General features: G+C 59.8%; 5 protein-coding genes. All 5 read left to right on the top strand.

The genetic code is table 11. The annotated features are described in order from the left end of the window. Window positions 1-122: 122 nt before the first annotated feature. The 5 genes from AC0IXA_RS24265 (at window position 123) to AC0IXA_RS24285 (ending at window position 13327) form a co-directional block, all read left to right on the top strand. Window positions 123-4604, top strand: a complete 4482-nt coding sequence (locus AC0IXA_RS24265; protein ID WP_341638920.1) for a SpvB/TcaC N-terminal domain-containing protein — start codon at window positions 123-125, stop codon at window positions 4602-4604. Further along, window positions 4601-7366, top strand: a complete 2766-nt coding sequence (locus AC0IXA_RS24270; RefSeq protein WP_471814644.1) for an RHS repeat domain-containing protein — start codon at window positions 4601-4603, stop codon at window positions 7364-7366. The genes AC0IXA_RS24265 and AC0IXA_RS24270 overlap by 4 nt, the downstream gene beginning before the upstream one ends. Beyond that, window positions 7363-10161: an RHS repeat-associated core domain-containing protein gene (locus AC0IXA_RS24275; RefSeq protein ID WP_341638918.1), complete on the top strand. Its 2799-nt coding sequence runs from the start codon at window positions 7363-7365 to the stop codon at window positions 10159-10161. Before AC0IXA_RS24270 ends, AC0IXA_RS24275 begins: the two co-directional genes overlap by 4 nt. 77 nt (window positions 10162-10238) lie before the next feature. Then, window positions 10239-11999: an ATP-binding protein gene (locus AC0IXA_RS24280; protein WP_341638917.1), complete on the top strand. Its 1761-nt coding sequence runs from the start codon at window positions 10239-10241 to the stop codon at window positions 11997-11999. Further along, entirely contained in the window at window positions 11999-13327 is a 1329-nt protein-coding gene (locus tag AC0IXA_RS24285; RefSeq protein WP_341638916.1) for a sigma-54-dependent transcriptional regulator, read from the top strand. The genes AC0IXA_RS24280 and AC0IXA_RS24285 overlap by 1 nt, the downstream gene beginning before the upstream one ends. Window positions 13328-13618: the final 291 nt, after the last annotated feature.

The following is a 13618-nucleotide window of genomic DNA, read 5'->3' on the forward strand; positions in this document are numbered from 1 at the left end:
TAAAAGAATCGCCCAAGCACAGAAAACGATCTTGCGCACCTGTCAGATCTGACAGGTCCATCTTAGGCCCACTCCTGTTAGCGTCTATCCATACGCCCTATGTAGCGCGAATGGACTCGACCATGGCCGATCAAGACCTCAGCATCACAGCTCCTTCCATCGCCAGAAGCTCATCGATCGCCACCATCGGCAAAAGCTGGAGCGCGGTAGGGCCGACCGCCTCGGCTGGATGCGAATTGCCGATTCCGCTATCGAGCGGTCGTGGTTACGACCCGCAAATACCCCTGTCAATCAACAGCCAGAGCGGTAACGGTTCGTTTGGCCTTGGTTGCCACCTGGGCCTGAGCCAGATCAGCCGCCGCACCAATAAAGGTGTCCCACGTTATGCCGAGCACGATGAAATCATCGGGCATGACGGCGAGGTGTGGATGCCGGAGCTCGATGATGGAGGAAACCTGAAGTCGCGCACGGAACACAGCTACAGAGACCGTCCCATTCCCGAACACAACGTCGTGACTTACCGGGCGCGGATCGAAAGTGATTTTTCCCTGCGCGAATGCTGGTATCCGGCTGACGGCGGAGCCCCCTTCTGGCTGATCCATGGCGCCGACGGTACGTTGCATGTCTACGGCAAAACCACCGCCTCCCGCCGTGCCGACCCCGACGACCCATCACGCATCAGCGGCTGGCTTTTATGTGAAAGCATGAACGCCCATGGCGAACACATCTGCTACGAGTACAAGGCCGACGATCAGCCTGACGAGCAAGACCCGATTCACGACTACCGCGCCCAGCGCTATCTGCGACGGGTGTGTTACGGCAATGCCACGGCGAGCGATCGCCTTTACAGCTGGGACACTGACCGACCGACGGATCTGCCATGGCATTTTCAACTGGTGTTCGATTACGGCGAACGCAGCAATTCGTTGACCGAGGTCCCGAGCTACGAAGAAGTGAACCGCTGGCGGCTGCGACCGGATCCGTTTTCCACCTATGGCCAGGGTTTTGAACTGAGCACCCGCAGGCTGTGCCAGCAAGTGTTGATGTTTCATCACTTCCCCGAAGGGCTGGCGACAGAGGCGAAGCTTGTACGTCGCCTGCTGTTGGAATATCGACCGATCCAGAACACTGCGCCGTGGGCCTACAGTCAGATCACCGCGGCGCACTACCAGGCCTTCGATGCGCAAGGCAATGTCGAGCATTCACCGCCGCTAGAGTTCGAATACTCGCCCTTCGAGATCAACAAGACACCTGCACGCCTGTTGGAAAACGAGACTCAACCGGGCATCGAAGACAGCGGGTTCTACCAATGCGTCGATCTGTATGGCGAGGGCGTGCCGGGTTTTCTCTGCCGCTATGACAACGCCTGGTACTACCGCGAGCCGCTGCGCGCGGCGCCTGGCACTGAATTGATCGGTTACGGCCCATGGGCTCTGCTGGACAGGATCCCGGTGGCAGATCGTAACCGCGCCGTGGCGCAACTGCTGGATCTGACCGGTGATGGGCGCCTGGACCTGATCATCGCCCGGTTGGGTTACTGCGGTTTCCATGCGCTGAATGCGCAGCGCCAATTCGAACTGTTCAGCGCGTTCGACACGTTTCCCAGGGAACACCAGGATCTGACTTTGACCATGGGGGATTTCAGCGGCGACGGGCTGATGTCAGCGGCCCGCATCAGCCCCGACCGTGTGCGCCTCTATGCCAGCCTGCGCGAACACGGCTTCGCCGCCGCACAGGAAATACCCCATGAATACGCAGACGACCGTCTGCCGGTGTTCAGCAACTCGCGAAGCGAACTGGTGCTTCTGGGCAACCTGCTTGGCAGCGACATGCCCGAGCTGTGCCGCATCCGCCATGACGAGGTCCGCTGCTGGCCGAATCTTGGTCATGGCACATTCGGTCAAGGTCGCAAGATCAGCGCCCTGCCCTTCACCCATGAAGAATTCGACGCCTCGCGAGTACGTCTGGCCGATCTCGATGGCTCCGGCGCGCCCGCGCTGATCTATCTCAAATCCGAAGGGTTCGACATTTACCTGAACCGGGGCGGCAATGGTCTGGAGCAGATTCCCGTCAGCGTGCCGTGGCCTGAAGACGTGCGCTATGACCGTTTGTGCCAGGTCAGTTTCGCCGACCTGCAAGGCCTCGGTTGCGCCAGCCTGATTTTGACGGTGCCGCATATCCAGCCGCGGCATTGGCGCTACGATTTTGTTGCAGCCAAGCCCTACCTGCTGGTCAACAGTAACAACAACATGGGCTGTTCCAGCGGCGTGACTTATCGCAGCTCGGCTCAGGAATGGCTGGATGAAAAGGAGCGGCTGCTGGCGCTTGAGCGTGCACCGGTATGTCATCTGCCATTTCCGCTGGCCGTGGTGAAAAAACAGGAGCAGCACGACGAGATCACCGGCAACCGGTTGACCCAGTCGTTCACTTGGCGCGAAGGGTTCTACGACGGCAGGGAGAGGGAATTTCGCGGGTTCGGCTACTTGCAGCAACTTGACTGCGAGGTTGGAACCGATCCTTCAGAGCCTGGCTTCAGCGAGCCGGTGCAAACATGCACCTGGTTTCACAACGGTCAGGAAATCAATCGCTCCCGCGACGATTATTTCAGCGCGGACGTGGACGCCTGCCCGTTGGGCGAAACCCTGTTCAGTCGTTACCACCCCAAAGGTGAAATGGATGAGCCCGTCACCCCGGAGGGGTCCGACAGTCGCTATCGGATTGCGCAGGCACTGGTTGGCTCGGTCGCTCGAACAGAAATTTTCCCCTACCGCGCCGATGCGCAGGCGCCCGGTGCAGCCGCGCTGTACTCGGTAGAAGAGAAGCGCTATCTGGTTCGCGAGGTGCGGCCGCAGGGGCCATATGCCGCAGCCGTTCTGCTGCCCCTTCAGGTCGAAGCCATCAGCTATCAGTACGACGGCTTTATCAACGACCCGCTGTGCCGCCACGATGTCACCCTGCGCTGGAACGCTTATGGCGCCGCGACCCACGCACTTACGGTGAGCTATGCGCGCAGGTTGACCGCCCAGAGCCCGCCCCCCTTCACCGAAGACCATCTGAATCAATGGTGGTCCGACGCTCACGACGAGGCGCAGCAATACTTTTACATCAGTGAAACCCGTGCACGTCTGATCAATCTGCCAGAGCCACAGCAGTGGCGATTGGGCTTGCCGTATCTGGAACGGGGCGATGCGCTGAAACTGGCCAAAGGTACGCTCCCCGGCGAGTTGAACCCGGCACGGGTGTCTTTCGAATCACTGAGAGAGCGGCAGGATACGCAAGAATGGGCCGTCGAAAGGGTACTGACTTCCCAATCCATACAGCGCTATGTGGACGTAGAGGGCATTGAACTGGATGACGGCGTCGCCGGATTCGAAGCCCTGTCACATTCTCTGGAGCTTGCCCTGCTGGATAAAACCGCGCTGGACGCTTACAGCATTGTGCCGGACCTGAATATCCGCGAGGCCCTCGCGGCAATTGGTTACGACCCCATGCAACTGCTGTTCGAAACGCCGCCGAGCGAGGAACAAAACCTATGGTCGTCGCGGTTCAATCTGGCTCGGTACGGCGGCTTGCAAGCGTTCTACAACGTGCTCGATTTCAATGAAACGCCAAGCCATGGCGTGACCAAGGCCGAATACGATCAACACTACCTGGCGGTGATGCGCGTGGAATTGCCCGACGGGTGTGCGGTTGAGGTAGCGGAGTTCGATTACCACGCCCTCAAACCCAGGCTGATCAAGGACGCCAACGACAACTTCGAAGAAGTCATTTACGAGCCTTCCGGGCAGCCACTGGTCGTCAGCTTTTACGGTACCGAGAATGGTGAACCTGCCGGATTCGAGAAGCTGGGCGTTGGCTGGACCTTGCCGGACACCAGTCCGGAATACGCCATCCAGTTTCCAGAGGACACCGTAGGCAAAGCAGCAAGTACTCTGCACAAAAACCCGTTTAGCTGGATGGGATCAATCCCCTCCTCCACCCTTCAAACCCGGTCGATCATGCAAGGCGACCTGTTGCCCGGCGGGCAGATCCGTGCCAGTGCCCGTCGCCGACTTGCGCAAAGCCACGCACTGACGCCTGAAGACCAGCAATTGATCGAGGCCATTGAACTGGCTTACCGAGAACCGGTACACACCGTGGTGCTCAGCGCCGACCGCTACCCCACAGACCCCATCGTCGCGCAGATCCAGATCGTCAAAACCTGCGTAGATGGCTTTGGTCGGGTACTGCAGACCCAGCAAAAGGTCGACCCGGGGCTGGCTTATGTGGTGGGCGAGGATGGTGAATTGCTCATCGAAGAAGGTGAGCAACCGACGCAGACACGCTGGCGTATCAGCGAACGCGTCGAGTACAACAACAAAGGTCTGCCGCAGCGCCAATACCGGCCGTTTTTCGCCAACACCCACCGCTACGTCAATGATCAATCCCTGCGCAAGCTCGGGCTCTTCGATCAGCTGTTCTATGACGCGCCGGGGCGTCCGACCAGGCTGGTCAACGCCAAAGGCGACTTTTCCCGCGAGACTTATCATCCCTGGTATCACACCAGCGAAGACTTCAACGACACCGCCGAAGAGGTGGTGTCCTCGAGTGAGTCGGGAGCATGACCGCCTCCCTGCACTGGCGCACGCCGACGCTGGCAGTCGTCGACGGACGTGGCCTGCCAGTCCGCCAGGTCGCTTATCTGCGTACCGTGGCGGATGACACGCCGCGAGCTCTTGTGACCCGCCAGCGCCACGATGTCGCCGGGCGTATGGTCGCGCAACAGGATCCACGCCTGCCGATAGCGAACAGCACCAGCGTGTTTTCGCTGAACGGTATCGCCGTGTTTACCAGCAGCCGGGATAGCGGCTGGCGCCTGGCCCTGTTGGGCAGGGACGGAGAGCCCAGACACCGTTGGGACGAGCGTGGCCATGTCTGGCAATCAACCTTTGACGAGCAATTGCGCCTGGTGCAGCTCGAAGTCTCGGGAAACGGCGAAAATCAGCTCGATACCTTCACTTACGCCCCCGGTTCTGCCAGAGCGGGCTCCAACCTGCGCGGCCGGTTGATCCGGCAGACAGATCCGTCAGGCTCGTTGGATATCACCAGCTATGCCCTCACCGGACAGGCACTGGTGGAAAAGCGCACTTTTCAAGATAACGAAGCGTTCACTAGCCACCAGGTGTTCAGTCCGCTTGGCGCCGTGCTTGAACAGACCGATGCCGGCGGCCATCGCAGAGCATCGCGCTATGGTCTCGCCGGGCAACTCAGGCAAATGGAACTGCAAGTGAAGGCGAACACCACGCAAGTTCTGCAGGATGCGCAGTACAACGCCAACAACCAGATCATTTCCCAACTGGCTGGTAACGGTGTCCTGAGTCAGTGGACGTATGACCCGGCCGACGGACGCCTGCATACGCGCACCAGTCAGAAAACCGCTCACCCCAGATTGCAGGATCTGCAATATTTCTACGATCGCGTCGGTAACATCACTCGCATCGAGGACCACGCCTTCGAGCCCGTCTGGTTCGCCAATCAACGGGTCGACGGCCACCGTGAATTCGACTACGACTCCCTGTACCGCCTGATCCGCGCGACCGGTCATGACGACGCCCTGCCCCCGGACATTCCCGGCTTGCCGCAACCGCCCGACGAGAAAAACCGCCTCAACTACACCCAGACGTATAGCTACGACGATGGCGGCAATCTGACCGAACTGCGTCATCAGCGCGACGGCGCCAGCCGCACCCGGCGCATATACATCGACGATCAAAGCAATCGCGGGGTGCGTTGGGAAACGGGCGACGAGCCGCCGGACTTCGGTACCTGGTTCGACCCGCACGGCAATCAACGCAAGCTGCGCCACGGTCCGTCATTGCAATGGAGCAGGCGTGATGAGCTGGAGCGCGTGGATCTGGTTATCCGTCAAGACAGCGATAACGATGCCGAGTATTACCAGTACAGCGCCGGCCAGCGGGTCCTCAAATGTCATGAATGGTTCACCGACAAGGTCCGCCACTTCCACCAGGTGCGCTACCTGCCGGGGTTGGAAATTCGCAGCAAGGACAACGGCGAGGAGCTGCACATCATCAGCCTCGGTAACGCGCGCTGCCTGCATTGGGCGCAACGTTCAGTGCCGATAGACGACCAGATACGTTACACCCTCGAAGACCACCTCGGCTCTTGCGTAATGGAGCTCAATGAAAACGCTGTGGTCACCAGCGCAGAAGGCTATTACCCGTTCGGCGAAACCGCGTGGATGGCGCCGGAGTCGGAAATCGAATACCGCTTTATCCGTTATTCCGGCAAGGAAATGGATGTCAGCGGTTTGTACTACTACGGCGCCCGCTATTACGCACCGTGGTTGCAGCGTTGGGTCAGTTCGGACCCGGCGGGGGATGTGGATGGGTTGAATCTGTATGGTTTTGTCGGTAACAACCCGGTCTCTTTTGTGGATGTGCAGGGGAACAGCCGAGAAGGACATGAGATTGTCAACTTCGCAAACTTTCTGACCGTTCTTAGTGATTACTCTGTTACTGCTCAAGAACAGATTCAGAACTTCTCACACGGACAATACGGTGTCGAATTGCTGGGGAATTTCGCGGGAGAAGGCATCAATGCCGCTGCCGGTTTCCTCGGCGGCCTTTACCTCGGTGCGAAAATAGGCTCAATGCTTCCCGACAACCCGCACATGGTCAATTTTACTGAACAGGGTAAACCACCATTTCTCGAAGGGTTGGTCGGCGGGAACATCGCCGGCACCATCACGGGGGAACTTGCTGATCGCCTCATGTCCCCTGCAAATCTGATCAAGCCCTTGATTCCACAAACGTCAGCAATGAGCGTCGCAGCCATTGATGAAAAGATCGGTCTCACACAGGGTCGACTGGATACCAGCCCGGCCAATGCAAGCCTGATATTTATGAACTACGTCGTCGGATCAGTTATTGGAGGCGTCGGCGCAACGCTCAATATGGGGCAACGTGTACAAGAAGCCGAGGACATCAAAAACGGATTGGATCCGGTAAAGATTCAGAAAATCGAAACCATGCTTGCAGACTGGAAAGAAGCCCTCACTTCCCGAATGGCCATCGCCGAAAAAGCGTACAGGCGTCTGGGGCGAAACACGTTCGATGCAGGTCTTGTGATACCTAATGCAGGCCACTCAACAGCTGCGGGGCCTATCCGACTCGAAGCCCTTCGAGAGGAAATCAGTAAGGTTTTGGGATTTATCGAAACCAGCCAGACCATGATGAGTTGGTACAAGGAAGACGCACTCACAGACAACCGTTTTTTGCGCAAACAAGCTCAACCGAAATCCAGGTTCAAAGCGGCATTTCAGGACTTTGTCAGGCCATTCACCCGACATACATATCCACACCAATGAAATTCGATACCGTTCATTCGCGCACTCCTGCGTTGACGGTCACCGACGCACGTGGCCTGCCAGTCCGCCAGGTCGCTTATCTGCGTACCGTGGCGGATGACACGCCGAGAGCTCTTGTGACCCGCCAGCGCCACGATGTCGCCGGGCGTATGGTCGCGCAACAGGATCCACGCCTGCCGATAGCGAACAGCACCAGCGTGTTTTCGCTGAACGGTATCGCCGTGTTTACCAGCAGCCGGGATAGCGGCTGGCGCCTGGCCCTGTTGGGCAGGGACGGAGAGCCCAGACACCGTTGGGACGAGCGTGGCCATGTCTGGCAATCAACCTTTGACGAGCAATTGCGCCTGGTGCAGCTCGAAGTCTCGGGAAACGGCGAAAATCAGCTCGATACCTTCACTTACGCCCCCGGTTCTGCCGGAGCGTGCTCCAACCTGCGCGGCCGGTTGATCCGGCAGACAGATCCGTCAGGCTCGTTGGATATCACCAGCTATGCCCTCACCAGACAGGCACTGGTGGAAAAGCGCACTTTTCACGATAACGAAGCGTTCACCAGCCATCAGGTCTTCAGCCCATTGGGCGCTGTGCTGCAGCAGACCGATGCCGGTGGTTATCGCAGAGCGTCAAGCTACGGTCTTGCCGGCCAGCTCAAACAGGTGGAGCTGCAAGTCGGGGAGCAGGTCACACAGGTTCTGCGGGATGCGCAGTACAACGCGAACAATCAGATCACCTCGCAACTGGCCGGTAACGGTGTCCTAAGTCAGTGGACGTACGACCCGGCGGACGGACGCCTGCGCACGCGGATCAGTCAGAAACCCGGTCAGCCCAGATTGCAGGATCTCGCCTACTTCTACGACCGCGTCGGCAATATCACCCGCATCGAAGACCGCGCCTTCGAGCCTACCTGGTTCGCCAACCAGCGGGTCGATGGCCACCGCACATTCATCTACGACTCGTTGTATCGGTTGATCCGCGCGACCGGTCATGACGACGCCCTGCCCCCGGAAATTCCCGGCCTGCCGCGACCGCCCGACGAGCAAAACCGCCTCAACTACACCCAGACGTATAGCTACGACGACGGCGGCAATCTGACCGAATTGCGTCATCAGCGCGACGGCGGCGGTCGCACGAGGCGTATGCGCGTCGATGACAAAAGCAACCGCGCAGTGCGCTGGGAAAGCGATGACCAACCGGACTTTGGCAGCTGGTTCGACTTGCACGGCAATCAATGCAGGCTGCGGCACGGTCCGACATTGCACTGGAACAATCGCGACGAGCTGGAACATATAGATCTGGTGATTCGCAAGGACAGCGCCAACGACACTGAGTATTACCGCTACAGCCAGGGCGTGCGGGTACTCAAATACCGCGAAACGGTCGCCAGGGGTGTCAACCACGTCGATAAAGTGCGCTACCTGCCCGGCCTGGAAATCCGCACCAAGGACAATGGCGAAGAACTGCACATCATCAGCCTCGGTAATGCGCGCTGCCTGCATTGGGTGCAAGCGGGGCCAGCCGACAAGACCCAACTGCGTTACACCCTTGAAGACCACCTCGGCTCTTGCGTGATGGAGCTCAACAAAGACGCTGTGGTCACCAGCGCAGAAGGCTATTACCCGTTCGGCGAAACCGCATGGGTGGCCCCGGAATCGGAAATCGAATACCGCTTCGTCCGTTACTCCGGCAAGGAAATGGATGTCAGCGGTTTGTACTACTACGGCGCCCGCTATTACGCGCCATGGTTGCAGCGTTGGGTCAGTGCAGATCCGGCGGGGGATGTGGATGGGTTGAATCTGTACTCGTTCGTTGCCAACAACCCAATCAAATTCTCTGATCAGGACGGCCAATCCCTGCTGGACGCTTTTCACATAGAAAGGCCCGAAGAACGGGATGCCAGGAAAGCAGCGAGCGCCTCACAACAGCGACAGTACCAAGCGAACATGCGGTTATCAAAAGCCATCGATCGGCATTTTGATATTCTCAAGCTCACCTCCAGAAGGGCTCAGGAAGCCGATCAGCAAATTGATAACCACCGCTCGGCAGCACAACACGGGAAGTCCGCGGCCCTCAGAACCGCGGCACATATCGGAGGGCAGGCCGTCAGTTACGCGGCGGGCATCGGAATCGGCGCAACGATGGCGGCGCTGGGCAGCGTGACCGGCCCGGTCGGTGTAGCGTTCGGGGTGTTTCTCGGCGTGCTGGCAAAAAAAGCCGTCAGCGTGGGAGTGGATTACGTCGCAGACAGCATGAGCTTCAGCGCGTCAGTCAAATTCAAGGCGGGCAAGCTTGATCCGGGCCGAATTGTGGGTCGGTCCGAATACAAGAGCAGCAACTACGGTCATTATGCGCTCAACAAATTCAGGGCCATCGGCAGAGGCATCATAACGCTGAACCAGGCTGGCTGGCTGAGAGGCGCCAAGGAAGTCGCGACGGCGGGCGCCGGTGTTGCAGCGAAATACGCCGCACCTTCGGCTGCCAGCGAAGCCAGCGCCGCCTTCAGTACTCTGGCAGGCACGTTCGAGATCCTGCATGAGATATCCGGCGCAGGCGCCCCGCTCAGTCCCGAGAAAGTGGAGAGAGCGCAAACGTTCATCAACGGGATGATTGATGTACTGAACAAAAACGTCGACGAAATTACTCAGGCGTTTGATGACGCGGGGCGTACCTCCATCCATACATACAGATTGCTGAGCAGGTTCTTTGGCAATGCACCGGGCGATACACTGCAAAGCATTCGCAGGGCCACCGATGTCACTATCGGCCATCTCAAGAACACACAGGCAAGACTCAAGGGATAGCCGGTGACGTGCGATCACGTAGCGAAACGCGATCTGCATGCTATCGTGCCGCTCCTCCTACCATCCGTTAGACCAGCATGCTGCCGACTTCCCGTACCCTGCGTCTGTCGTTGTATTCCCTGCTGATCATCGCCGGCACGGTCATTGCCGCGACGCTCGCGATGCGCCACGCCGAGCGTCAGGCGCTGGAAGAAGACGCCGCCCGCGCCAATCAGCAACTGGGGTTGTACGCCAACTCCTTGCACACCCTGATCGACCGCTATCGCGCCCTGCCCGCCGTGCTGGCGCTGGACCCGCAATTGCGTTCGGCCCTGGCCGGCCCGGTCGATGCTGCGCAGCAAGCGGCATTGAATGTGAAGCTGGAAAAAATCAACGGTGCGGCGCAGTCCTCGACCCTTGAACTGCTGGATCGCACAGGCCTGGCCGTGGCCGCCAGCAACTGGCGCTTGCCCAGCAGTTACGTTGGCCACAATTACGGCTTCCGCCCCTACTTCAGCCAGACCCGCACCCAAGGCACCGGGCGTTTCTACGCAGTGGGCGTGACCAGCGGCATTCCCGGCTATTTCCTTTCCAGCGCGGTGCTCGGTGACCACGACGAGTTTCTCGGTGCGATGGTGGTCAAGCTGGAATTTCCCGAACTGGAACGCGAATGGAGCCAGGGCAGCGACACGCTGCTGGTCAGCGATGCACGCGGGATCATCTTTATCGCCAATCAGCCGGGCTGGCGTTATCGCGCCTTGCGGCCGCTGAGCGCCGATGATCTGACCGAGATCAAAAGCACGCGTCAGTACGACAAGCAATCGCTGCTGCCGCTGACTCATTTGCCGCTACGGCGCTTCGATGACAACAGCGATCTGCGCCGGGTCGAAGGTCCGCAGGGCACGGCGGACTATTTATGGGAATCGCTGCCACTGGCGACCGAAGGCTGGACCCTGCATCTGCTGCGCCGCCCGCAAGTGGCCTTCGAAGATTTGCGCAACGCCGCGCTGGCCGCCGCCGGTGTGTGGCTGGCGCTGGTGTTCTTGTTGCTGTTTCTCAATCAGCGCTGGCGGCTGGCCAAGGTCCGTCAGCGCAATCGCGAAGAACTCGAGCGTCTGGTCGAGGAGCGCACCCGCGACTTGCGCACCGCGCAGGAAGGTTTGGTGCAGTCGGCCAAACTCGCCGCGCTGGGGCAGATGTCCGCCGCGCTGGCCCACGAAATCAATCAACCGTTGACCGCTCAGCGCATGCAACTGGCCACCCTGCGCCTGCTGCTCGAACATGGCCGCGTCGATGACGCGTACAAGGCGCTGAAACCGGTGGATGACATGCTCACGCGCATGGCTGCCCTCACCGGCCACCTCAAGACTTTCGCCCGCAAGAGCCCGAGCGGCCTGCGCGAACGTCTGGATCTGGCGACGGTTGTCGATCAGTCGCTGCAACTGCTCGATGCGCGGCTGCGTGACGAACAGGTCAGCCTGGTGCTGCATCTGACCCGCCCGGCGTGGGTGCGCGGTGACGCGATTCGTCTGGAACAGGTGTTGATCAATTTGCTGCGCAATGCGCTGGATGCAATGCAGGGTAAAGCCTGCAAGCGCCTGGAAATCCGTCTGGAGGCCGATGAGCAATTGTGGCGGCTCAGCGTCAGCGACAACGGCGGCGGCATTGCCGAGGAACATCTGGGCCAGGTGTTCGATCCGTTCTTTACCACCAAACCGGTGGGCGATGGTCTGGGCCTGGGGCTGGCAGTATCCTTCGCCATCGTGCATGAATCCGGCGGGCGCCTGAGCGTCGAGAATGGCGACCACGGCGCGGTGTTCAGCCTGACCCTGCCAATCGATCTGGAGGCACACATCTGATGCTCAATTCGGTGATGGTGGTCGACGACGAAAGCAGCATTCGCGACGCCGTTGAACAGTGGCTGAGCCTGTCGGGGTTTCAGGTGCAATTGTTCAGCCGTGCCGAAGAATGCCTCGCCGCGCTCCCGGAACATTTTGCCGGGGTGATCCTCAGCGACGTGCGCATGCCCGGCATGGACGGTTTGCAATTGCTCGCGCAAGTGCAACAGCGCGACGCCGATCTGCCGGTGATTCTGCTTACCGGCCATGGCGATGTGCCGATGGCGGTCGAAGCCATGCGCGACGGCGCCTACGACTTTCTGGAAAAACCGTTCAGCCCGGAAACCCTGCTCGGCAGCCTGCGCCGGGCGCTGGACAAACGCCGCCTGGTTCTGGAAAACCGTGCCCTGCACGAACTGGCCGACAACCGCGCAAAGCTCGATGCGACGCTGCTCGGCGTGTCCCGCGGCTTGCAGACATTGCGTCGGCAAGTGCTGGATCTGGCGACGTTGCCGGTCAACGTGCTGATCCGTGGTGAAACCGGCAGCGGCAAGGAACTGGTCGCGCGTTGCCTGCATGATTTCGGCCCGCGCGCCGGCAAACCTTTCGTGGCGCTGAACTGCGCGGCGATCCCGGAGCAACTATTCGAGGCCGAACTGTTCGGCCATGAGAGCGGCGCGTTTACCGGCGCCTCGGGCAAGCGCATCGGCAAGCTGGAATACGCCGATGGCGGCACGCTGTTTCTCGACGAGATCGAAAGCATGCCGCTGGCCCAGCAGGTGAAATTGCTGCGGGTCTTGCAGGAGCAAAAGCTTGAACGGCTGGGGTCGAACCAGAGCATTCGCGTCGATTTGCGTATCGTCGCGGCGACCAAACCGGACCTGCTCGATGAAGCCCGCGCCGGGCGTTTTCGTGAGGACCTGGCTTATCGCCTCAACGTCGCCGAACTGCGCTTGCCGCCGCTGCGCGATCGCCGCGAAGACATTCCGTTGCTGTTCGAGACCTTTGCGCAGAATGCCGCCCAGCGTCTGGGCCGGACCTTTCCGCCGTTGACCGGTGCGCAGCTCAGTCACCTGCTCAGCCATGACTGGCCGGGCAACGTGCGCGAACTGGCCAACGTTGCCGAGCGTCAGGTACTGCGGCTTGATGAACCGGTCGCCGGAATCGATCCAGGGCAATCGCTGGCGGCGCAGCAGGAAGCGTTCGAAGCGCAATGCCTGCGCGCGGCGTTGACCCGGCACAAAGGTGATGTGAAAGCGGTGCTTGAAGAACTGCAACTGCCGCGCCGTACGTTCAATGAAAAGATGCAGCGGCATGGGTTGAGTCGGGAGATGTTTCTGGCGGAGTGAGGCAGAGATTTGTGGTGTAGCTGAAATCCATCCCCCTCACCCCAGCCCTCTCCCCCAGGGGGCGAGGGGGAAGGGAGCCGATCTCCATGCTTTCCCGAATCTGTATTCGACTCGATATTGCAGGTCGATGTAACCCACAAGAACACCTCGGTCAGTCCCCTCTCCCTCTGGAAGAGGGCTAGGGTGAGGGGCTTTTGATCTTCACGCGGTAAGCGGAAATCCGCTCACTCAGCCCAATCAGTCGGCACAAATCCGCTCACTCCTCCCCGCCACCCCCTCTAAACCGGCCCC

This window comes from Pseudomonas sp. AC083 (assembly GCF_979253165.1).